Consider the following 22,840-nt stretch of genomic DNA (forward strand, 5'->3'; position numbering starts at 1 on the left):
AGGTGTCGTTATCGTGCGATTGAAATATGCGATTTGACGATATGCTGATCTGATGAGACACGGAGCCTTAATCGGAGGGCATCATGGCACCATTAGATACCAAGCCATCAGGCGCACCCAAGGGCGTCTGGAAGTCAGGTAAAGGCAAAGGGCGGCACACGCCCAAAGGCCGTCAGTTCACGGATGAAGCACAGGCCGAGATCGCGCGCCTGCTGGGCGATCGCCCGCGCCGCCGTGATCTGCTGATCGAATTCCTGCATTTGATTCAGGACGAACACGGCCATATCAGCGCCGACCACATCGCCGCTCTGGCGGTCGAGATGCGCATCGGTCAGGCCGAAATCTATGAAACCGCTACCTTTTATGCCCATTTCGACGTGGTGAAAGAGGGCGAGACGCCTCCGCCCGCGCTGACGATCCGTGTCTGTGATTCTTTGTCCTGCGAAATGGCCGGTGCCCAGCAGTTGCAAAAGGCGCTGGAGGACGGTCTGGATGCCTCGCAGGTCCGCGTCGTGCGCGCGCCGTGCATGGGCCGCTGTGATACTGCTCCGGTGCTGGAGATCGGTCACAACCATATCGACCACGCGACCCCCGAAAAGGTGCAGGCCGCGATTGCTGCCGATGACACGCACGCCCATCTACCCGACTACGAAGCCTTTGCCGCGTATGAGGCCAATGGCGGCTATGCCAAGCTGAAAGAGCTGCGCGACGGTGGCGATTGGGAACAAGTTCAGGAAGACATCCTGTCCTCGGGCCTGCGCGGTCTGGGTGGTGCTGGCTTCCCGTCGGGCAAGAAATGGGGCTTTGTTCGCATGAACGAAGGCACCCGCTATCTGGCCGTGAACGGGGACGAGGGCGAGCCCGGCACGTTCAAAGACCGCTACTATCTGGAGCGCACGCCGCATGTCTTCCTTGAGGGCATGCTGATCGCCGCATGGGCGGTCGAGGCGGAAACCTGCTTTATCTACATGCGCGACGAATATCCGGCGGTGCTGGAAATTCTGCGCCGTGAGATCACCGCGCTGGAGCAGGCCGGGATCGTCACGCCCGGCTATATCGATCTGCGCCGGGGGGCCGGTGCCTATATCTGCGGCGAAGAATCCGCGATGATTGAATCGATCGAGGGCAAAAAGGGTCTGCCGCGTCACCGTCCTCCGTTTGTGGCGCAGGTTGGGGTCTTTAACCGACCGACCTTGGTGCACAACGTCGAGACGCTCTATTGGGTGTCGAAGATTTGCCGCGAAGGGCCGCAGATTTTGAACTCTGTTGAAAAGAACGGGCGCAAGGGCCTGCGCAGCTATTCGGTCTCGGGCCGGGTGGCACAGCCGGGCGTCTATCTGCTGCTCGCCGGATCGACCATTCTGGACGTGATTGAGGCGGCTGGTGGCATGGCCGAGGGGCAGAGCTTCAAGGCGTATCAGCCGGGCGGGCCTTCCTCGGGTCTGTTGCCCGCGTCGATGGACGATATCCCGCTGGATTTCGACACGCTGCAGCCGCATGGCACCTTTATCGGGTCCGCCGCCGTGGTGGTTCTGTCCGATCAGGACACTGCCCGCGATGCGGCGCTGAACATGCTGCGGTTTTTCGAAGACGAAAGCTGTGGCCAGTGTACGCCCTGCCGGGCGGGCTGTGAAAAGGCGGTCAAGCTGATGCAGGCCGACACATGGGACACCGATCTGTTGGAGGATCTGTGTCAGGTTATGGGCGATGCCTCGATCTGTGGTCTGGGGCAGGCGGCCCCGAACCCGATCCGCCTTGTCATGAAACATTTTGCTGACGAAATCTGAAGGGAGACAGAGCCATGCTAGACGCAAGCCCGAACAAGACCGTCACCTTCAACCTGAACGGCGAAGATGTCACCGTGCCTGAGGGCTGGACCATCTGGGAAGCCGCCAAAGGCCAAGGGTTCACAATTCCGCACCTGTGCCACAAACCGCAGCCGGGTTACAAACCCGACGGCAACTGCCGCGCCTGTATGGTCGAGGTGGAGGGCGAGCGTACTCTGGTCGCTTCGTGCATCCGACCCGCAGCGGATGGTATGGTAGTCAAGACAGACAGCGACCGCGCCGAGAAATCGCGCGCCATGGTCATGGAACTGCTGGTCGCTGACCAGCCGGAGGAGGCACATGACGCGTCCAGCCACTTCTGGGACATGGCCAAGCTGAACGACGTCAGCGACAGCCGTTTCCCGGCCAAAGAGGCCGAGAAAATCCCGCTGCTGGATGACAGCCACGTTGCGATGCGCGTTAATCTGGACGCCTGCATCAACTGCAATCTCTGCGTGCGCGCCTGTCGCGACGTGCAGGTGAACGATGTAATTGGCATGGCTGGTCGCGGTCATACTGCGCAGGTTGTGTTCGACCAGAACGATCCGATGGGCGATTCAACTTGTGTCGCATGTGGTGAATGCGTTCAGGCTTGCCCGACCGGCGCGCTGATGCCCGCCACTGTGCTGGACGACCAGCAGAAGGGTGACAGTAAGGACTACGATTCCGAGACCGAAAGCGTCTGCCCGTTCTGCGGCGTGGGCTGTAAAGTTTCGCTGAAGGTCAAGGACGGCAAGGTTAAGTATGTCGAAGGCATCAACGGCCCCGCTAACGAAGGCCGCCTGTGTGTCAAAGGCCGGTTCGGCTTTGACTACATCCACCACCCGCACCGTTTGACCAAACCACTGATCCGGCGCGAGGACGCGCCTGCCAAGGGCTTGAATGTCGACCCTGCGGACCTGTCCACCCATTTCCGCGAGGCGACCTGGGAAGAGGCGATGGATCTGGCCGCGACCAAGCTGAAGGAACTGCGCGACGATGATCCGCGCAATGTCGCGGGTTTTGGCTCGGCCAAGTGCACGAATGAAGAAGCGTATCTGTTCCAGAAGTTCATCCGTCAGGGCTTCCGCCACAACAACGTCGACCACTGCACCCGTCTGTGCCACGCGTCGTCGGTGGCCGCGCTGATTGAAAACGTTGGATCGGGCGCGGTTACGGCTGCGTTCAACGACATCAAAGACGCGGATGTGGCGATCATAATCGGGGCCAACCCGATCGAGAACCACCCCGTCGCCGCGACGTATTTCAAGCAGTTCACCAAACGCGGTGGCAAGCTGATCGTAATGGACCCGCGCGGTGTCGGGATGCGCAAGTTCGCCGATGAAATGCTGCAGTTCCGACCGGGAGCGGATGTGTCGATGTTGAACGCGATCATGAACGTGATCGTCGAAGAGGAGCTCTATGACAGCCAGTACATCCACCGCTGGACCGAGAACTGGGAGGCCGAGAAAGAACACCTGCGCCAGTTCACGCCCGAAGCGATGGCCCCGATCTGCGGTATTGAACCGGATCAGATCCGCCGGGTGGCCCGTACCTTTGCACAGGCCAAGGCCGGCCTGATCTTCTGGGGCATGGGTGTCAGTCAGCACATCCATGGAACGGATAACTCGCGTTGTCTGATCAGCCTCGCGCTGATGACCGGGAATGTTGGTAAACCGGGCGCGGGTCTGCACCCGTTGCGTGGTCAGAACAACGTTCAGGGCGCCTCGGATGCTGGTCTGATCCCGATGTTCCTGCCGGACTACAAAACGGTCACAGACGACAACATCCGGGCGAAGTTCGCCGATGTTTGGGGATCAGAGGATTTCTCGAACGAAAAGGGCCTGACGGTCACCGAAATCATCGACCAGATTTATGCCGGAAACATCAAGGGCATGTATATTCTGGGCGAAAATCCGGCCATGTCTGACCCGGATGTGAACCATGCCCGCGCAGCGCTGGCAAAGCTGGACCTGATGATCGTTCAGGACATCTTCCTGACCGAGACGGCAAACTACGCTGATATCATTCTGCCGGCCTCGGCGCTGTATGAAAAGAACGGCACCGTGTCGAACACCAACCGTCAGGTGCAGCGTGTGCGCCCGGCAGTCGCTCCTCCGGGTGAGGCGCGTGAGGATTGGGCGATCACCGTCGAACTGGCGCAGCGGATCGGTTTGAACTGGGACTATACGGATGTGTCTCAGGTCTTTGCTGAGATGAAGCTGACCATGGAGTCGCTGGACAACATCACGTGGGAACGTCTGGAAAACGAGACGATCACCTATCCGTCGCTGTCCGAGACCGATCCGGGGCAGTCCATCGTGTTTGGCGACGGATTTCCCCGTGCGGGTGGTAAAGCCAAATTCACGCCCGCCAGCGTCATCCCGCCGGATGAGGCCCCGGATGCCGAATATCCGATGATCGCCACAACAGGTCGTCAGCTGGAACATTGGCACACCGGGTCGATGACCCGCCGGTCCAACGTTCTGGATGCTGTGGAACCGGAAGCGAACTGTTCGATGAACCCGCGCACGCTCAAGCTGATGGGGATCGAACCGGGCGAGACGATCCGCCTGACCACCCGGCGCGGCTCGATCGAGATCATGGTGCGGACGGACCGGGCGATTGCCGAGGATATGGTGTTCATTCCGTTTGCCTATGTTGAGGCAGCAGCAAATATCCTGACCAACTCGGCCATTGACCCTTATGGCAAGATCCCCGAGTTTAAGTTCTCGGCCATCAGGGTTGAAAAGATAGAAGACGCCATCGCTGCTGAATAAATCAACAAGGGCGGCCCATGTGGCCGCCTTTTTCTTTCCTTGACAGAAGCTTAGAGGCGGCCAAACCTGTTACCGCTTTTGGTGATGGAGGGTTCCATGGCGCGCCGTTTCGTCGATTTGTCTGTTCCGTTGGAAACCGGGATCGTGTCCGACCCGCCGATCATGCTGCCTGAAATCGAATACCTGACCCATGACCATACTGCGGAACAGGTCATGTCGTTCTTTCCCGGACTGCAAAAAGACGATCTGCCGGGTGGTGAAGGTTGGGCTGTTGAGCGTCTTCAGATCGCCACCCACAACGGCACACATCTGGATGCGCCCTATCATCACCATTCAACCATGAACAACGGTGAACGCGCGATCACCATCGACGAGGTGCCGCTTGAATGGTGCATGAATCCCGGTGTGAAGCTGGATTTCCGCCATTTCGAGGATGGCTATGTGGTGACTGCAGCGGATGTTGAGACCGAGCTGAGACGGATCGGTCATACGTTGCGACCATTGGATATCGTCGTTGTGAATACGGCTGCGGGTACGCATTATGGGCAACCTGATTATCTGATGAAAGGTTGCGGCATGGGTCGCGAGGCGACGCTTTATTTGACGGAACGAGGCGTGCGGGTGACTGGCACTGACGCCTGGAGCTGGGACGCCCCTTTTGCCTTCACCGCGCAGGAATATGCCGAAACACAGGATCCTTCGATCATCTGGGAAGGCCACCGTGCTTCGATAGACATTGGGTATTGCCACATGGAAAAGCTGACCAACTTGGACAGCCTGCCGCCCCATGGCTTTGAAATCTCGTGTTTTCCGTTCAAGATCAAAGGCGCTTCGGCGGGATTCACGCGCGCTGTCGCCATATTCGAGGATGATGCAGATGACTGAACCATTGGGCGGCCATGATGGCCCCTATGACGCACCTGTCGAAATTCACGGATTCAAGGTGCTGCCGGAATGGATCGACTATAATGGCCACATGAATGTGGGCTATTACGGAGTGGCATTTGATATGGCGCTTGAACGGTTGATGGTTGATCATCTGGGACTGGGCGAAGTTCAGGTCAGCGCGTTGGGGCAGGGACCTTACGTCCTGCAATCGCAAATGTCTTTCCTGCGCGAAGTTCTCGAAGGTCAGTCGTTGACCTTTCACATTCGCATGTTGGATGCCGATCACAAACGGGGGCATTATTTTGCCCAGATGCTTTCGGCTTCAGGCGAGGTGTGCGCTACACAAGAAGCGCTTTTCATGAATGTTAGCCAAACAACAGGTCGATCTGTTGCGTATCCAGATTGGGCTGCAGCCCGGTTGGCGCGGATGGCGCGTGATCATGCGGGGCTTGAAGCGGTGCCTCAGATCGGTCTACCGATTGCGATCCGGCGTCAGTAATCGCGTTCAAAGAACACACCCAGCCCAGTCTCGCCCCGGCCATCGACAGTGCCCCGGACGGTGAAGTTGTCGGTGACGTCAAGGTTCAGGTTCACTTCGGTGTCGCCTTCTGTGTTGACGGTGAAATCGGTGTAGAGGTTATCGCTTAGGTAAGCGCCCGCGCCCAAGCGTCCCGCTCCGCCTTCCGTCGCGCCTATATCGACCGTATCTACCCCTGTGCTGTCACGCAGCCCCTTGGTGGCATCACCACCTGCGCCGCTAAGTTGTGCCAGCGACGCCGCCATCTGGGCAATCACAAAGGGCGACAGTTCCGAAAACCGGTTGCCGAACAACAACATGGCCAGAGCCTCTTCGGCGGGGCGTTCCGGGTCAGAGAATACGTCGACTTCGGGTGAATCCAGCGGCCCGGCGATTTCGATCGTAGCAGTACCGTCCGAGGTGCTGGTCGAAGATTCGAACTCGATATACGGTGTGAGGTCGCCCTGTAGCGTTACGATACCCTTGGTCAGCGCCAGTCGACGCCCCAGAATATCAAAGTTACCGCGGATCAATTCTATCTGCCCTGACGGGATGACGGATGATGTGGTCCCGCCGATAAACAGCCGCCCACCCAGTTCCGCGTTCACGCCGCGACCGCGCACAAAGACCTCTTTCGGGGCTAGCAATGCGATATCCAACGCAATGCGCGAGTCGCTTTGTGTGGTCTCTTCGTCCTTGACCAGACCGGCGCGTTGCCGTGTCAGCAATTCTGCAGCACTTTCACCAACATGCTGGATGTCGGGGATCGCCGCCGCCCCTACCGCGCCAGAGGCGGCTGCTAGGTTGATGTTTGTTTCAACGAAATCGATCTGCCCTGAAACCGAGCTATTTCCTGCCAACGCTCCGGTCATCGCAATTTGTCCAGCCAGTGTGGTCTCATACAAAAGCTGGTCCGTCAGAACCAGGTTATTCAAAGTCGTTACGATATTCGCGTTGAAGGGCGGGGTAAGATCAACCGGCCCGGCGACCGAGAACGAACCGCCGGCGCGGGTGCCGCCGGAAATGGAAACCGTTGCTCGGCTTTGCGACAGATCGACTGACCCACTGATGCCAGTGATTGTTTGCCCGGCGCCCGGAATGGCCAGCGATGTGCCAGAGGTGGTGATCGACCCGCTAAGGGCATCAAGCGCTGGCTTGCCCTTAAGAGTAACGTCATACCGGGCAGTTCCGTCGATTTTATTGGGTGAAATGAACAGGTTGGCAATTCCTATGTTCACACCGCCCACGGCCTTCAGATCCGCTTCACCCGTGCTTTCGTCAAATGTACCCGAAACGTCGCTGTTAATCTGCGCGGGGCCTTCGGCGCTGGTGTCGATGGTCCAGATGCCACTTTTGCGTTGTGCAGTTCCCGTGGCAGCGATGGTGCCGGGGAAGTCGGGTGCAAATCGTTCAATGCGATTGAACTTGGCGTCAAATTCCACATCTGCGTCGCCGTCCGTTTCAACTGTCCCTTTGAGATTGGCATAAGAACTGTCAGGCCCGCTTAAATTTGCAGTTCCTTCCAACCCCGTCCGAGTTGGTGCCACGTTGCCTTCCAAAGTCAGGGGGCCAGACAGAGTCCGGGTCACACGGGCGACGTCGTCCAGTGTCACCGAGTAATCCAGCCCTCCGGCCTCGCGCGAGACCTTGCCCGAGGCGTTTGCAGAGATTGCCGTTCCTGTCAGTCGGAACGTGCGAACATCCAGACCCTCGTCGCCATTTTCAGCGTCTATGGTCAGGGTTGTACGCCCCTCAATCAGTTTGTCGAGTACCTCGATCCCGGACCGAATGTTGTTGGCGTCCACGTTCCCTTGGACGTCAAAAGCGCGCGTGGCGAGGTCGCCGCTGCCTTGTAGGTTGGCATTCACTGATCCGGCCAGATCTTGGCCGGTCAATCCCGAAAAAAGCGACAGGTCTGGCACGGTCAAACGCGCCTGACCCTGGCCCGAGGGTTCTTCGGTCGGGTCATTTATCATGGCCTGAACCTGCGCGCTCAGGGCTTGGGCGTTGATTGTGGCGCTTCGTATATCAATGGCATCCGCGGTCCGTGCACCATCCCACTGGATTGTGGTCTGACCGGTCAAGAGGGGATCAATATCCGCCATGCCCGTTCGTATGTTCCGACCGACGACATTGGCGGTGCCGTCAAACTCCAACGTTTGTACTGTCCCCATGCCGCTGACTTCTGCCCTTACAGAGCCTCCCAGCTCACGCTGCGCCAAGCCCGAGAACACTGACAAGTCCGCCGCATTTACCCGCGCTTGCCCGTCGATGGTCAGATTGCCATCGGGTGTAGTCACATCGCCGCTTGCCTGAGCCTGCGCAGCTTCGCTGTTCAGATCGAAGGCGCGGATGGTAATGCCGTCTGAATCACGTTTGGCATCCAGCGTGATCGTCGTTTCGCCAGTGATGACCGGGTCGATATCGTCGCGCCCGGTAGACAGGTCGCTGCCCTCGACAGCCAGCTTGCCGTCAAAGCTGCCTTCCAGTGGCGATCCCGACCCATCAATTCTGGCCGAGACCCGCCCCCCAAGGTCCATTTGTGCGAGGTCCGAAAATCGGGCCAAGTCAGACGCTTCGAGCGTAGCTGAACCGTCCACGTTCAAACCGCTGTTCAGGCCATCGACCAAAGCATCCAGCGCAAGCGTATAATCCGATCCGACCAGTTCGAACCCCGATAGGTTCAGAGACTGATCATTGCCATAGTCAAACTGGCCGTCCAGCGTGATGCGTTGGCCGATAGCCGAGTTCAAAGCAGGATCAGTCAAATCAACACCGGTGACGCTGGCCTGCAGGTCACCACTTACTGACAGGGTTTCCGCCTGATCCAGAACTCCTTGCGCCGTAATCCGGGCGTTTTGCAGGTTGGCCTGAGGGGATTTAAAGCCGTTCGCCGTCAGGCTCAGGTCCCAAAGGTTGCCGTTTTTCTGATCGAAAAGTGCGGAAATCTGTGCGGCCTGAAGGGACGTGTCCCCGCCCGACACAGGCAGGATCACAGCCTGGCCGTCTGGTGGCGTGATACGTCCCTGCAAAGCCGCAAGTGCCAGTGTTCCACCCTGGGCCAGTTGCAACTCGCCCTTCAAGTCCAGCGCTTGCGTGGTCAGTTCCAGGTCTGAGACATCCAGCGCCCCTTCGGGTTTGGTTTGGCCGTTTACGAAAAGTCGTGTCTGAGTGCCAAAGAACGGATCGATATCGGCTGATAGAAATGGGGTCAGATCACCACTGAGGTCGGTGGTAAACGCAATGCCCTCTGACGCGCCCTCGGTGGCCGCGCGCAGGCGAACCTGACCGGTCACGCGTTGCTGGCTGTCGCTGCTCAAGCCGATATCGGCGGTGAAATCCGTCAGCGGGCCGGACCCTTTGGCGGATAATCCGATGGGCGGGCTATCGGGAATGTTCAGGGCGGTAGAAATCAGACCGCCGGATGCTTCGGTCACATTCAGATCAAGGGTAATTTCGCTGGTGGCGTTCTGGAACTCGGCGGTCAGTGTGATTTCGTCGCCTGCGCGGTCCAGCCGAGTGATATCGAGATTGGTGTCCAAGGTTCCGTCGGCCAGGGAAAGATTGCCGGTAACCGACAGGTCTGCGGCCACGCCTATCAACGGCTCGCCCAGGGAAATCTCGTCTATACGAATTTCGCCGATCTCGATAGAAACGGGCAGTTCAGGAAGTTGAAATGGCTGAGTTTCGGCAGAAGGTGCAGGTTCGTCCGGTGCGGTTGTCGCGCCGGGCGCGCGGGCGATGTCGATTTCCTGCGCTGTCAACGCGTTAACCGAGAATCTGCCTCGGATCAGCGCTAGGCGGTTCCAGTCCAGCTGAGCGTCCTTGATGGTCAACCAGACGCCTTCATCATCCGCGACTGTGATTTCCTCTATGGTGGCGCGCGCGCTCAGAGCGCCTTGCAGACCCTTGACCGTGACGTTCTGATTGTCACCTGACAGCGTATCCTGCAGGAAATTCTCAAGCATACTGCCACCGCTGTCTTCCTGCGCGGCCAGAGGAGGCGCATACAGGACCAGCGTGGCGGTCAGGACTGTATATGAATATCGCCGTATCAAAATGCCTGTCCGATCCCGATATAGAATTGCAGACCATTCCCTGTGTCGCCCTGCACGGGAACCGCGAGGTCCAAGCGCAAGGGTCCAAAGCCGCCTAGATCGTATCTGACGCCTAGACCTGCGCCAGAATGGGACGCTGCGGCGCTAGTGACGAATGAGGACGAATCCACCACGCCGTAATCATAGAACCCCACCAGCGATATCGCATCGTTTATCTTGCCCCTGACTTCTCCGGAGAGTCCAAGGAAGGATTTGCCGCCGGCAATTTCGTCTCCGACCGGAATGCCGAGGCTTTCGAACGGTTGCCCACGTACGGTGCCGGCGCCACCGGAATAGAACAGGAAGTCCGGGGTAACTGCGTTCAGTGATGGCCCCACTACTGAACCCGCTTGCACCCGCCCAGCTAGTACAATGCGCCCGCCAGTTCCCAGGCTGGTATAGGTGCGCGCGTCAGCAAAGAACCTGATGCCGGTTTCAGTTTCTGAAATTCCCAGAAAGGGCATGATCTGTGCGTCCAGATAAAACCCTTTCGTCGCACTGACCTTGCTGTCGCGTTGATCCCACTCGGTGCGGGTGGGGACAATAAAGTATCGGAACTTGCGCCCATCGCCGAACGCGTCATCCGCGTCGGACCATTGAAACCCGGCCGAGGCTTCGGCGTATAGCCGATCCGAGAAAGTACGTCGCGCACCATACGCCAGCGATGTTAAAGTAACGTTGTAATTGTCGGTGTTGCGGCGTTCCAGCAGGGCGTTCCAGAACGTGTTGTCATCCGGTCCCAGCCGATCCGGCTGGTCCAGTCGAAGACCGATGCGCCCGTCCAGATCCTCGGCACCGCCGATATTGCGCAGCGCTGCTTCGAACCGCAGCCGTTCTGCCCGCCGAAACACGTTGCGATGGGTCCAGGTTGCCGTCAGATCGATCCCATCCCGAGAGGCAATTTCGAATCCGAAAGTCAGGCGGCGTTTGGGCAGATCTTCGAAATAGGCGTCGAAATCCAGCGTGCCATCAGGGTTCGGGTTCTCACGTTCCTCAATGGCGACAACATTGAAAGTTCCGGTCCTGCGCAGACGTGTCCCGACTTTTTGGATGTCTTCGGGGGAATAAACCTTGCCCTCTGGGAAGCCCGCGATCTTTTCGATCGACGAGTGTTTCACATCCGTATCGCCCGAGATGATCATTTTCCCGAACGTCAAGCGCGGCCCCGGAGCCAGATCAATCTGAGCGTCCAACTGGGCCTGCGCGTGTCGGGCGATGACTCTTTGACCTTGAATATCGGCTTTGGCATGGCCTGCATTGCGCCAGCCTTGGACCCCTGCGGAACCGGCGCGCTGGATCGCCCCGGTGGTGGCCAATTCGCCGATCGCGAATTCTTCGGGCAGGACGGTCTGTGGGGCCAAAGGCTGTACGATCGCTTCGCCAAACCGGAACTTAGGTCCGGTCTGCACGGTGATGGCAGCGCGGTTGATCTGCGTCGGTACGCTCAGGGAACTCAGTTCGGCCGCTTCCTGACCGTCCAGCTTGATGCTGACGACCGGGCTGAAATACCCCTCGTCGTACAGAATCTGAACAATGGTCCGATAATCCGACAACGCGGCCGATAAAATTTCCAGTGGTGTGCCCAGTCCGCGCGACTCGGCGGTAGCAACGGATGAGGTCTCTTCAAGACGCTCGATCAGAGCTTTGGGCGCACCCGGAGCGGTCAGAGTTGTCTCTAGCGCAAGTAGCGAAGTGGGCAGAACGGCAGCCAGCAGGCCAAACAGGCAAGTTCTCACACAAGCGCGCGGTCCGGTCTTCTGCATCAATTGGCCTCAACTGCCCCAAGTTGAAATCAGTTTTCGCCGTCTGGGAAGAAGCGGCGCGTCATGACATTCATGTTAGAGCATTCATCGCCGGTCAGGGGGAAAAATAATCGAAACAGACCAGAAATTAGCGGGTTGTGTGATCAGAGAGCCGCTGGATCAGGACCCGACACTGCGGAACCAGCGAATGATGGCTTCGCGATCTTCGGGTTCCATATAAGTGACGTTGGCCGGAGGCATGGCGTGGCTGACACCTGCCTGCAAGTAGATTTGCCTGGCGTTGCGGGCAATGTCGCCTTCGGTTTCAAGCAAAACGCCCTTCGGTGCCCATTGGATACCCTCCCAGACCGGTTCGCGCGCGTGGCACATCGAGCATCTTCCCAGAACGACGTCATGTGCCTCCTCAAAACCCTCTGCCGCCGCGAATTTCTGTTCATATCGCGTAAGGGGTTGCGCTTCGGCGTCTTCCACAGGTTTGTACATTGGCGCAGTCGACAGCCACATGATCCCAATGAAAAGCAGTGCTGTGGCCAGCCATGTCCACGTCGGGTTTCCGGCGCGTGCGTGGCGCGTGTTGAAATAGTGCCGGATGGTAACGCCCATCAGGAAAACCAACGCCGCAATGATCCAGTTGTATTGAGTCGCAAAGGCCAGCGGGTAATGGTTGGACAGCATCAGAAACACAACAGGAAGCGTCAGGTAGTTGTTGTGCGTCGACCGCAGCTTGGCGATCTTGCCGTATTTCGGGTCCGGCGTTCGGCCATTCTTCAGATCATCGACCACGATGCGCTGGTTGGGCATGATGATGAAGAACACATTCGCTGTCATGATCGTTGCGGTGAACGCCCCCAGATGCAGCATCATCGCGCGGCCCGTGAAAATCTGGTTGTAAGCCCAGCCCATCGCCACCAGCAGCACGAACAACAGCACCATCAGCAGGGTGGGACGCTGCCCCAGCTTGGATTTGCATAAAAAGTCATAGATCAGCCAACCCACAGTCAGCGAAGCCGCCGAAATCGCAATGCCCTGCCACAGCGCCAGATCGGCCTTTTGCGCATCAATCAGATACAGCTCTCCGCCGACCCAATAGACGATCATCAGCAGCGCCGCACCGCTCAGCCAGGTGGCATAGCTTTCCCATTTGAACCACGTCAGGTGATCGGGCATCCGCTCGGGCGCGACCAGATATTTCTGGATGTGATAGAATCCGCCGCCATGCACCTGCCATTCCTCACCATCTGCCGGGCCTGAAATGTCGCGGTTCAGGCCAAGGTCCAGTGCAATGAAGTAAAAAGACGATCCGATCCAGGCAATGGCGGTGATCACGTGCAACCAGCGCACGGCGAATGCCATCCAATCCCAGAACACGGCAAATTCGAACATGTGGGGTCTCTCCGATTGGTTAGGGCCACACTAGGCAAACCGCTTTTTATTCGGTATTCCCGTATATTGCCAAACTGTATCAAAAAAAACGATAAGATGTCCTATCTCGACAATATCCGAACCTTCGTCCGCGTCTATGATTTAGGCAGTATGTCTGCAGCTGGTCGGGATTTGCGCATTTCCCCAGCGGTGACTTCGGCGCGGATATCGCAACTTGAAGATCACCTGGGCGTGCGCCTGTTCCAGCGCACCACACGCAACCTTTCCCCAACCGAGCAGGGCCGGGCGTTCTATCCAGGCGCAGTGGCCGTTCTTGACGCAGTGGATGAAGCCGAGGCGCAGGTGGTGCATCTGACTGAAGCACCGCGCGGGTCGCTTTTCGTTGCTGCTCCGTTAGGGGTGGGGCGGCGATTGTTGGCCCCGCATGTGCCTGATTTCCTGTCAGAATACCCCGAGATTGACGTTCGGCTGCGTTTAACGGATCGATCGGTTGACCTGACGACTGAAGGCTTGGATCTGGCGTTCTTTATTGGCCAGCCCGAAGACAGCACATTGCGTATCCGCAAGATTGCAGACTGCCCACGTGTTCTGTGCGCCGCGCCGGAATATGTCTCTAGACGGGGGATGCCGCGCACCGGTGCTGATCTTGTTTCGGACAAACATGAATGCCTGAACCTGCGGTTCCCGGGCGCGACCGAGTTTCAGTGGCTGCTGGAAACGCCAGACGGTCCTCGGCGGTTTGCGGTTTCCGGACGGTTCGAATGCGACGATGGCGACGTTCTGACGGATTGGGCCTTGTCTGGGCAGGGTATTGCAATGAAACCGGTGTTCGAAGTCGCCGAACACCTGAAAACAGGTCAACTTGTTCCAGTTGCGGTCGAGACGCCCCCGGTCGCGGTGCAAATGGCCTGCCTGTACACGCATAGGCGCCATCAGGACCCGAAGGCACGTCTGTTTATGGATTTTATGATCGCGAGAATTGGCAAGATCGTCAACGCGTTGGGCGAAGGGGGCTGATAGGGGCTCCCGCCACTGTTCGCACCCTTCGGGCGCTGCACAGTGTTGGGCCCGGCGCTGCGGCACGGCCGCAGCGTGGGAACGCCCTCGAGACGCGGAACGCCTGAATCAGGAGAAACCGCGCCGTACCTGAAAGGTGCGGCGCCCGGCCCAACCGGAGGAACCCGGCAGGGTGATCGACGGGCGGGAGGGGATCTGTGTTAACTGCCGCGATAGGTCGAATAGCCAAAAGGTGAAAGCAGCAGCGGTACGTGATAGTGCGCATCAGGGTCTGACATGCCGAAACGTATTGGGATATTGTCCAGAAACAGCGGATCTTCTGCCGATTGTCCCGTTGTCCGCAGATATTCGCCAGCGTCAAACACCAATTCGTATGTACCGATCGCAAAGGCGTCCTTTGGCAAAATGGGACTATCCGTTCGGCCATCGGCGTTTGTTGTCATCTGGGCGAGGATATGGCGCGCCTCACCCGCTACGCTGTAGAGCGTGATGTTCAACCCTTGGGCCGGACAGCCGCGTGCGGTGTCCAGAACATGCGTTGTCAGATAGCCTGCCACGGCATTCTCCTGTGATCTGCAATTTGCTTTGCCACAGTCTGGCGCAAAGTTCTAAAATATGGAAATGCCAAAAGAACCGGAAACTGCGTTCGGATTAGTTTGATAATCATCCGGCTGTTTCTGGGCTATGGCTGAGGACAAACAAAAGAACGGACACCCATATGCAGCCCCCTCGTTATCCTCGCGACATGATCGGATACGGTTTGACACCGCCCGATGCTCAATGGCCCGGCGGTGCCAAGATCGCGGTTCAAATCGTGCTGAATTACGAAGAAGGCGGGGAAAACAACATACTTCACGGCGATGCGGCCTCCGAAGCTTTTCTGTCTGAAATCGTCGGGGCCGCGCAATGGCCGGGTCAGCGGCATTGGAACATGGAGTCGATTTACGAATACGGCGCACGCGCCGGGTTCTGGCGGTTGCACCGGCTTATGAAAGACCTGCCAATTACGGTCTATGGTGTCGCGACCGCGCTGGCCCGGTCCCCAGACCAAGTTAACGCAATGAAGTCTGCGGGATGGGAGATCGCCAGCCACGGTCTGAAATGGGTTGAGCACAAGGATATGCCCGAAGCAGAGGAACGCGCCCAGATTAACGAAGCGATCCGCCTGCATACCGAAGTCGTAGGTCAGCGCCCGCGCGGTTGGTACACGGGGCGCTGTTCCGAGAATACGGTTCGATTGGTCGCTGAAGAGGGCGGGTTTGACTATGTCGCTGACACCTATGCGGATGATCTTCCCTACTGGGTCAACGCAGGCGAAAGGGATCAGCTGATCGTTCCATATACTTTGGATTGCAACGACATGCGCTTTGCCACCCCGCAGGGTTTTAACGCGGGCGACCAGTTTTATTCCTATCTCAAGGACAGTTTCGACGCGCTCTATGCTGAAGGCCAAGAGGGCGCGCCCAAGATGTTGTCAATCGGGCTGCATTGCAGGCTGATCGGGCGTCCCGGCCGGGTTATGGCGTTGAAACGGTTTCTCGACTATGCGAAGGGTTTTGAGGACGTATGGTTCGCGACCCGCTTGCAAATCGCACAGCATTGGGCCGCACATCACCCGCCGAGCCGCCATCCGAAACCGTCCCAGATGGACCGCGCAACATTCGTCGGCACTTATGGCGGCATCTTTGAACATTCGGCCTGGATTGCCGAGCGCGCGTTCGAGCTAGAGCTTGGCCCTGCTCATGACACTGCGGGTGGATTGCACAATGCGCTGACGCGTATGTTCCGGTCTGCCTCGGATCACGAAAGACTGAGCGTTCTGACCGCGCACCCGGATTTGGCCGGCAAACTGGCGCAGGCGAAACGTCTGACACAGGAAAGCACGTCTGAACAGGCATCAGCCGGGTTGGATGCGTTGACAGACGCCGAACGCGCGGCGTTCACGGACCTGAATAATCGTTACACCGAGAGGTTTGGGTTCCCTTTCATCATCGCGGTGCGAGATCACGATAAAGCCTCGATCCTGCAGGCGTTTCAGCGGCGGATTGAGCAGGATCGCGAAACGGAATTCCGCGAAGCCTGCCGTCAGGTTGAACGCATTGCCGAGTTTCGGCTGCGGGACATTCTTCCGTCATGATGCAGATCGTTGCCCGTCCGCTGACCGCTCAAGCCTTTGCGCCATACGGAGACGTGATTGAGGCTGCGGGTCAGCCAGACAAAATCATAAACCAAGAACAATGCGGCCGTTTCCATGACCGTGCCCAGATGGATTTCGCTGACGGACGCGCGGGTATCAGCCTGTTTAACGCCAATCCGCGCGCTTTCCCCTATGTGTTGGATATGGTCGAGCGGCATCCCGAAGGTAGTCAAGCCTTTATACCGATGACACATCAACCGTTTCTGGTCGTGGTCGCACCAGATGCCAATGGAATGCCCGGCCAGCCCGTTGCCTTCCTGACGTCACCCGGTCAGGCCGTAAACTATCATCGGGGCACATGGCATGGTGTTTTAACGCCGCTGCATGGTCCGGGTCTGTTCGCGGTTGTTGACCGCATCGGTGCCGGGGCGAACCTTGAAGAACACTGGTTCGACACGCCCTATGAAATTGTCGCCCGCTGACGTCGCCAATCAGCGGCCAACCATCAGTCGGGCGACATCCAGCATCCGGGCCGAGAAGCCCCATTCGTTGTCGTACCAGCCAAAGACGCGGACCTGATGATCGCCGATCTGCCGCGTCTCTGGGCCTGCGATGACAAGCGACTCGGGGCGGGTCCGCAAATCGGACGACACCAAGGGCTCGTCCGTCCAACCCAGAACAGGTGATTGCGCAACGGCCTGACGCAGGTTGGCCTCGAACAAATCCGCGGACACTGGGTGTTCAAGCGTCACGATCAGGTCAACCGCCGAGACGCTGGCCGTGGGAACCCGCACCGCCGCACCCGAGACGCGACCGGCCAGATGGGGCAAAACCTCGTCAATCAGGTGCATGGCGCTGGTGGTGGTTGGAACCATCGAAAGTGCGCCAGCGCGGGATCGGGCCAGATCCCCGCGCGGTGCGTCCACCATTGGCTGGCTGTTCGTATAACAGTGGATGGTCGTCATGTGGCCCGATACCAGGCCACCGATCCCATCCAGAACCTTGACCAAAGGCGCCAGACCGTTCGTCGTGCACGAGGCGTTCGACACGATGCGCGCATCGCCCAGCTGGTCTTCGTTTGCGCCGAGCACAACGGTAACCTCGGTCGCCGGAGACGGGCCGGAAATCAGCACTTTCCCCGCACCCGCCGTCAGGCCCTGGCTGGCGACATCTGATGTGCGTGCAACGCCCGTGCAGTCCATCAGGACATCGACGCCGGTCAGATCCACACGAGACAGATCCGCACTGTGGGTCACCGGTATCGCCATCCCGTCGACGATTAATTCGTCAGCAGAGTGTTTAACATCGCCCGCATAGGGACCGAATGTACTGTCGTATTTGAACAGGTAGGTGCAGGTTTCAAGCGGCGCGATGTCGTTGATCAGCACCAGCTGGATACCACTGTCCTGCGGCATGGCCAGAAGCTGCCGCAGGATCGTGCGGCCGATCCGGCCGAATCCGTTAATCGCGAGTTTCATGCGCAAGCTATGGCAGCGGGTTGCGCTGACCTCAATGCCCGTTTCGCCTTGGGGTCAGTTGCAACTGACCTGCGAAAAGAACTGGCCCGAGATATTCTGGTACATGCTGCCTCGGATGGGCGTGCACCCGGTGGCCTGCTGGATCGCTGCGATGGCCTGCAGGGTGCGCAGGCGCGGCGGCGGCCCAAACGGGTTGAGGTTGTTGTTGTCCCGCGTCGCGCGATACACGACCGGAGCATCCGAGACCTGCGTGATCGCCCAGGTCCGGCTGAAGACCGAAACCGATTTGGTCGGTTCCTTGGCGACCACAGGGGTCGCGTTAATAGCCGTAAGGCCGATGACGGCGGCCAGCGCCAACATTGATCCACGCAGTACCATTGAACAATCTCCAGTGCTAAAAACTGCGGGTATTTCATCAGATTCAACCGGTCCTGTGAAGCCCCGAGCCCAAGAAACCCACCGGAAACTCAGCGTTTAGACAGGGTTAGGGACATGTGACGGTTCACATCCTTGTAAAGAAGATAACGAAACCGTCCCGGTCCACCAGCATAACAGGCTTGCGGGCAGAAAGCGCGCAACCACATATAGTCGCCGGCTTCGACCTCGACCCAGTCCTGATTCAGCCGATAGACGGCTTTACCTTCAAGCACGTAAAGCCCGTGTTCCATCACATGGGTTTCGGCAAACGGGATCACGCCGCCCGGCTCGAACGTGACGATGTTGACATGCATGTCGTGGCGCAGGTCTTGCGGATCGGCGAAACGGGTTGTGGCCCAACGCCCCTCGGTGCCGGGCATCGGGGTCGGGGCGATGTCGCGTTCATTGGTGATGATCGGATCAGGGGCGGGCAGGCCGGGAACGGCTTCATACGCTTTGCGGATCCAGTGAAACCGGGCAATATCTTCGCCGCGATTGTGCAGGGTCCATTCGGACCCCGCTGGGATATAGGCATAACCCCCTGTCTCCAACACATGAACATTGCCGTTCAGCGTCACGGTTACCGAGCCTTCGACCACGAACACTACGGCCTGCGCGTGCGGGTCGGTTTCGGGGCGGTCGCTGCCCCCACCGGGCTGAACCTCCATGATATACTGCGAGAATGTTTCGGCAAAACCACTCAGCGGGCGGGACAGAACCCAAAGCCGGGTGTCCTGCCAAAAAGGCAGGTAACTGGTCACGATGTCACGCATCGTCCCTTTGGGGATCACCGCATAGGCGTCAGTAAACATGGCGCGGTCAGTCAAAAGCTGGTCTTGTCCGGGATGTCCGCCTGACGGCGCATAATAAGTAGGCTGTGCCATTTGATGCCTCTGGTTCAGGTTTCTCGCACTATGGGGTGATTGGACAGGCGCTTATAGCGGCGCGATCGCAATAGGTTTGTTCGGGAATATTTGAAGGTTGAAACCTCTTGGGGTTGGCCATGCGGGTTCACATGTCTATCCTTGAATGAAAGTGCATTTCAGAAGTGTGAGGCCCCATGAATTCTCTTTTCTCTCTTACAGCAGCAGGCGCTGTGATAATCGGCCTCAGCGTTGCTGCGCAGGCCAAGCCATTGTCGCGGATCATAGCAGAATCGGGGTTGAGCCCGGACGATTTCACATTGCTGACGACCGCCGCAGACGGATTGTTTCAGGGCAGTACGCCGCAGGTTGGTTCAGAAGCTACGTGGGCCAGCACGGAAACCGACGCAAAGGGTACCGTCACCGTGCGGGATGTGCGCGGCAATTGCGTGCATTTGCAGCACTTGATTGAACCGGCCAATACCGATCAGATACGTGAGGTCAGAACGCGACGTTGCCGCGACGCGGGCGGCAATTGGATTGTCACGCCATAAAGAGCGCTAGTATCCGCGCGCCCGGTCCACTTCGTGCAACAAGGGCGCGCCACTGTTGAGGCGCTCGAAATTCTCGGCCACATCGCGCAGAGCATCGCCTAGATGCCAGCCAGAAACGTGCGGGGTGATTGTTACACCCGGATGTGTCCATAAAGGGCTGTCTGCAGGTAAAGGTTCGGTTCGGGTGACGTCCAGAACGGCACGACCGGGCGTTCCCTGATCCAAAGCGGTGATCAACGCGGCCTCGTCAATCAAATCTCCGCGTCCGGCATTCAGCAACTGGCTGCCGGGTTTCATGGCCGCCAGCATATCGGGTCCGAACAAGCCGACCGTTTGCGGGGTCGATGGCAGTATGGCACAGACATGGTCACATGCAGACAACAGATCGGGCAGGGCGTCCTCGCCATGCAGGCATGTGACACCGTCGATCTGCTTGGATGAGCGGCTCCAGCCCATGACCTGAAACCCAACCGCGCGCAGCATCTTTGCGCTGCGGGCGCCAATATGACCCAAACCCAGCACTCCGACCACAGTGTCCGGCGAATAGAGCGGCGCCTTCGGGGACCATTCCGATCGGTCCTGCGCCGCCTCGTGGAAGGGCATGTTGCGCTGTTGACGCAGGATATAGGCCACGAACCACTCGGCGATGCCTTGCGCAGGCGCGTCAGGTTTCAGGCGCGTAACACGCACATGGTCGGGCAGGTTGGGGTTGCCGACAATCGTTTCGACGCCTGCGCCCAGTTTTTGCACAAGCTGCAGATTGGGCAGGCGGGCAAGTTGATCATCGCTGAGTCCAGCTAATGCGATCATTGTAATGTCGCTGGGGTCTCCGATCGTGGCAGGGGTGCGTACGTCCAGACCGGGCTTCAGTGCCTGAATGTCCCGCGCGATATCGCTGTCGCTCATCCAATCGGACAGACCTGTCTCTATCAACAACGCCATTTTAACCTCCCCCGAACAGTTTGATTGACTTGACGTCCCGTCCTAGCTGGACATCTTGACGGCAGCTAAGTCATTCTCGGGCCGAAGGTAAAGCCCGGTCACCGGGTCGGAGGAGGAAAACCCATGAACATGTCATTCGGCCTGCGTGATGAGAACGCTCAACTGTTACAACGTGTGGCGGACATGATCCGCGATGAGATCATGCCGCTGGAGGCAGAATATCACGCAGAGATCGGCAAAGGGGATCGTTGGCAATATACAGAACGTCAGTCCGAAATCCTTGAGGGCCTGAAGGCCAAGGCCAAGGCTGCGGGGCTTTGGAATTTCTGGCTGACCGACAGCGACAAAGGGTTTGGTCTTTCCACTGTGGAATACGCCTATTTCGCCGAAGAGATGGGCAAGACCCCATTGGGCGCCGAAGTCTTCAATTGTTCCGCCCCGGATACCGGCAACATGGAGGCCTTCGAACGCTACGGAACCGAAAAGATGAAAGAGCAGTGGCTGAAACCGCTGCTCGAAGGTGAAATCCGCTCGGCCTATCTTATGACCGAACCGGATGTGGCCTCGTCGGATGCGACGAATGTGTCGATGTCTTGCGTGCGGGACGGCGATGACTATGTCCTGAACGGCGAAAAATGGTGGTCGTCGGGGGCCGGTGATCCGCGATGCAAGGTCTATATCGTGATGGTCAAAACCGCCGGGGAAGAGCAGCCTAAACACCAGCGGCAGTCGATGATCGTCGTGCCGGCCGACACACCGGGTGTCGAAATTCTGCGCCCGATGGAGGTCTATGGCCATGACGACGCGCCGCATGGGCATATGCATATCCGGTTCACCAACGTGCGCGTTCCGGCTGAAAATATACTGTTGGGTGAAGGGCGTGGCTTCGAGATTGCTCAGGGTCGTCTTGGGCCGGGGCGTATTCACCATTGCATGCGCGCCATCGGGCAGGCCGAAAGCGCGCTGGATCAGATGTGCAAACGGTCCCTGCAACGCGAGGCGTTCGGTAAGAAGCTGGCCCAGCTTGGGGCGAATTTCGACATCATCGCCGAATGCAGGATGGAGATTGAGATGGCGCGCCTGCTGTGCCTCAAGGCTGCGTGGTACATGGATCAGGGCGATGCACGCGCGGCAGCACCGTGGATCAGCCAGATCAAGGTTGTGGCCCCGCGCGTAGCCTTGAAGGTGATTGACGAGGCGGTGCAGATGTTTGGTGCGCAGGGGATCAGTCAGGACACACCGCTTGCCACGGCCTGGACCCATGTGCGGACGTTGCGGTTGGCCGATGGGCCCGATGCGGTGCACCGCCGTCAGGTCGCGCGGGCTGAGCTGAAGAAACACACGCAGGAAAAAGTCTGAGAAAGGCCATGGTTTCCAATCCGGACGTGAAGGCGCAATCCTATTTCCACATTCGACAGGACGGTGCGTTTGTGGGTAACGATCCCGCGCGCGGCCCGTGGTCGGCCGTGCACTGTCATGCCGGGCCGGTCAGCGGGTTGGTCGTGCGTGCGGCGGAAACCGAAGTCGGGCCCGAGAAGATGTTGACCCGGCTGACGGTGGATTTATTGCGGCCATTGCCTTTGGCCGGATTGCGAGTCGCTGCCGAAACCACGCGCCATACAAAGACATTGGCGACAACGCGGGTGACCGTGCACGATTTGGATGACACGCTTTGCGCTGTTGCAACGACGATGCATCTGGTGCGCCGTGATCTTGGGCCAGTGCCAAACGTGACGATGCAGCCCCCTCGGTTGGATGATGCGGTCACGGGTCCTTTTCCGATTGGCGAAACACGTCACAATCTGCCGGGCTTCGCCAACCATTCGGACATTCTGTATCCCAAAGGCGGAAATCAGGCAGCCGGTCCAAAAACCGTTTGGATGCGCACGCCGCCGCTTTTGGCCGATGAGGCACAGTCGCCGATACAGGCACTGTGTCCGCTGGCAGATTGCGGGAATGGTATCTCGTGGAACGCGCCCACCACCGAGATGGGGTTCATGAACACCGACCTGACAGTGCAAGTTCACCGCGAACCGGTCTCGGACTGGTTGGCGTCAGAGTCACTGTGCCATTGGCAACCCTCGGGCATCGGGATGTCTCAGTCCGTACTTTATGACACAAAAGGTCCGGTCGCGACGGCGCTGCAAACGCTTGTCTTATTTCCGCCGGATTAAGCCGTTGGCCGGATTCTGCGCGCTG

The 22,840-nt window shown here is 58.5% G+C and carries 18 protein-coding genes; 10 read left to right on the forward strand and 8 right to left on the reverse strand.

Features of this window, described 5'->3' with window-relative positions; all coding sequences use genetic code 11:
- Positions 1-83: 83 nt before the first annotated feature.
- From ACR3EG_RS06200 to ACR3EG_RS06215, 4 genes are all read left to right on the forward strand, one after another.
- Positions 84-1,787: an NAD(P)H-dependent oxidoreductase subunit E gene (locus ACR3EG_RS06200; RefSeq protein WP_480494207.1), complete on the forward strand. Its 1,704-nt coding sequence runs from the start codon at positions 84-86 to the stop codon at positions 1,785-1,787.
- Positions 1,788-1,801: 14 nt separating this feature from the next.
- Positions 1,802-4,585: a formate dehydrogenase subunit alpha gene (gene fdhF / locus ACR3EG_RS06205; protein WP_480494209.1), complete on the forward strand. Its 2,784-nt coding sequence runs from the start codon at positions 1,802-1,804 to the stop codon at positions 4,583-4,585.
- Positions 4,586-4,681: 96 nt separating this feature from the next.
- Positions 4,682-5,470 carry a cyclase family protein gene (locus ACR3EG_RS06210; protein WP_480494211.1) on the forward strand — a complete coding sequence of 263 codons (789 nt, stop codon included), beginning with the start codon at positions 4,682-4,684 and terminating at the stop codon, positions 5,468-5,470.
- Positions 5,463-5,972, forward strand: a complete 510-nt coding sequence (locus ACR3EG_RS06215) for a thioesterase family protein (protein ID WP_480494213.1) — start codon at positions 5,463-5,465, stop codon at positions 5,970-5,972. The genes ACR3EG_RS06210 and ACR3EG_RS06215 overlap by 8 nt, the downstream gene beginning before the upstream one ends.
- Here ACR3EG_RS06215 and ACR3EG_RS06220 read toward each other — a convergent pair.
- The 3 genes from ACR3EG_RS06220 to ACR3EG_RS06230 form a co-directional block, all read right to left on the reverse strand.
- The gene (locus tag ACR3EG_RS06220) at positions 5,966-10,048 is read right to left on the reverse strand and encodes a translocation/assembly module TamB domain-containing protein (protein WP_480494215.1); all 4,083 of its coding nucleotides are present in this window, start codon (positions 10,046-10,048) and stop codon (positions 5,966-5,968) included. The genes ACR3EG_RS06215 and ACR3EG_RS06220 overlap by 7 nt on opposite strands.
- Positions 10,045-11,850 carry an autotransporter assembly complex protein TamA gene (locus tag ACR3EG_RS06225; RefSeq protein WP_480494217.1) on the reverse strand — a complete coding sequence of 602 codons (1,806 nt, stop codon included), beginning with the start codon at positions 11,848-11,850 and terminating at the stop codon, positions 10,045-10,047. The genes ACR3EG_RS06220 and ACR3EG_RS06225 overlap by 4 nt, the downstream gene beginning before the upstream one ends.
- Positions 11,851-12,009: 159 nt before the next feature.
- The gene (locus ACR3EG_RS06230; protein WP_480494219.1) at positions 12,010-13,233 is read right to left on the reverse strand and encodes a urate hydroxylase PuuD; all 1,224 of its coding nucleotides are present in this window, start codon (positions 13,231-13,233) and stop codon (positions 12,010-12,012) included.
- A 96-nt stretch (positions 13,234-13,329) separates the two neighbouring features.
- On the opposite strand from ACR3EG_RS06230, the gene ACR3EG_RS06235 reads away from it, so the two are divergent.
- On the forward strand, positions 13,330-14,250 hold the full coding sequence (locus ACR3EG_RS06235; RefSeq protein ID WP_480494221.1) for a LysR family transcriptional regulator: 921 nt from the start codon (positions 13,330-13,332) through the stop codon (positions 14,248-14,250).
- A gap of 200 nt (positions 14,251-14,450) precedes the next feature.
- Here the strand turns inward: ACR3EG_RS06235 and uraH are convergent, their stop codons facing one another.
- Entirely contained in the window at positions 14,451-14,807 is a 357-nt protein-coding gene (gene uraH / locus ACR3EG_RS06240) for a hydroxyisourate hydrolase (RefSeq protein ID WP_480494222.1), read from the reverse strand.
- Between the two features lie 161 nt (positions 14,808-14,968).
- Between uraH and puuE the strand changes: the two genes are divergently transcribed.
- Positions 14,969-16,387 carry an allantoinase PuuE gene (gene puuE, locus ACR3EG_RS06245; RefSeq protein WP_480494224.1) on the forward strand — a complete coding sequence of 473 codons (1,419 nt, stop codon included), beginning with the start codon at positions 14,969-14,971 and terminating at the stop codon, positions 16,385-16,387.
- Entirely contained in the window at positions 16,384-16,869 is a 486-nt protein-coding gene (locus ACR3EG_RS06250; RefSeq protein ID WP_480494226.1) for an ureidoglycolate lyase, read from the forward strand. The genes puuE and ACR3EG_RS06250 overlap by 4 nt, the downstream gene beginning before the upstream one ends.
- Positions 16,870-16,878: 9 nt before the next feature.
- On the opposite strand, the gene ACR3EG_RS06255 is transcribed toward ACR3EG_RS06250, so the two are convergent.
- The 3 genes from ACR3EG_RS06255 to ACR3EG_RS06265 all read right to left on the reverse strand — a co-directional run bounded on the left by ACR3EG_RS06255 (position 16,879) and on the right by ACR3EG_RS06265 (position 19,166).
- Positions 16,879-17,865, reverse strand: coding sequence for a type I glyceraldehyde-3-phosphate dehydrogenase (locus ACR3EG_RS06255; protein WP_480494228.1), 987 nt, complete (start codon positions 17,863-17,865; stop codon positions 16,879-16,881).
- Between the two features lie 54 nt (positions 17,866-17,919).
- Complete coding sequence (locus tag ACR3EG_RS06260; protein WP_170354885.1) at positions 17,920-18,243, reverse strand: hypothetical protein; 324 nt, start codon at positions 18,241-18,243, stop codon at positions 17,920-17,922.
- A gap of 89 nt (positions 18,244-18,332) precedes the next feature.
- Positions 18,333-19,166: a bifunctional allantoicase/(S)-ureidoglycine aminohydrolase gene (locus tag ACR3EG_RS06265; protein WP_480494230.1), complete on the reverse strand. Its 834-nt coding sequence runs from the start codon at positions 19,164-19,166 to the stop codon at positions 18,333-18,335.
- Between the two features lie 176 nt (positions 19,167-19,342).
- On the opposite strand from ACR3EG_RS06265, the gene ACR3EG_RS06270 reads away from it, so the two are divergent.
- Complete coding sequence (locus tag ACR3EG_RS06270; RefSeq protein WP_480494232.1) at positions 19,343-19,699, forward strand: hypothetical protein; 357 nt, start codon at positions 19,343-19,345, stop codon at positions 19,697-19,699.
- Positions 19,700-19,705: 6 nt separating this feature from the next.
- Here ACR3EG_RS06270 and ACR3EG_RS06275 read toward each other — a convergent pair whose 3' ends face one another.
- Positions 19,706-20,641 (reverse strand): 2-hydroxyacid dehydrogenase, encoded by a 936-nt coding sequence (locus ACR3EG_RS06275; protein WP_480494234.1) that lies wholly within the window; start codon positions 20,639-20,641, stop codon positions 19,706-19,708.
- Between the two features lie 123 nt (positions 20,642-20,764).
- On the opposite strand from ACR3EG_RS06275, the gene ACR3EG_RS06280 reads away from it, so the two are divergent.
- Together ACR3EG_RS06280 and ACR3EG_RS06285 are read left to right on the forward strand one after the other, a co-directional pair.
- Complete coding sequence (locus tag ACR3EG_RS06280; RefSeq protein ID WP_480494236.1) at positions 20,765-22,000, forward strand: acyl-CoA dehydrogenase family protein; 1,236 nt, start codon at positions 20,765-20,767, stop codon at positions 21,998-22,000.
- Between the two features lie 8 nt (positions 22,001-22,008).
- The gene (locus ACR3EG_RS06285; protein ID WP_480494238.1) at positions 22,009-22,815 is read left to right on the forward strand and encodes a thioesterase family protein; all 807 of its coding nucleotides are present in this window, start codon (positions 22,009-22,011) and stop codon (positions 22,813-22,815) included.
- Positions 22,816-22,840 lie beyond the last annotated feature (25 nt).

Source organism: Ruegeria sp. AM7 (assembly GCF_056535965.1).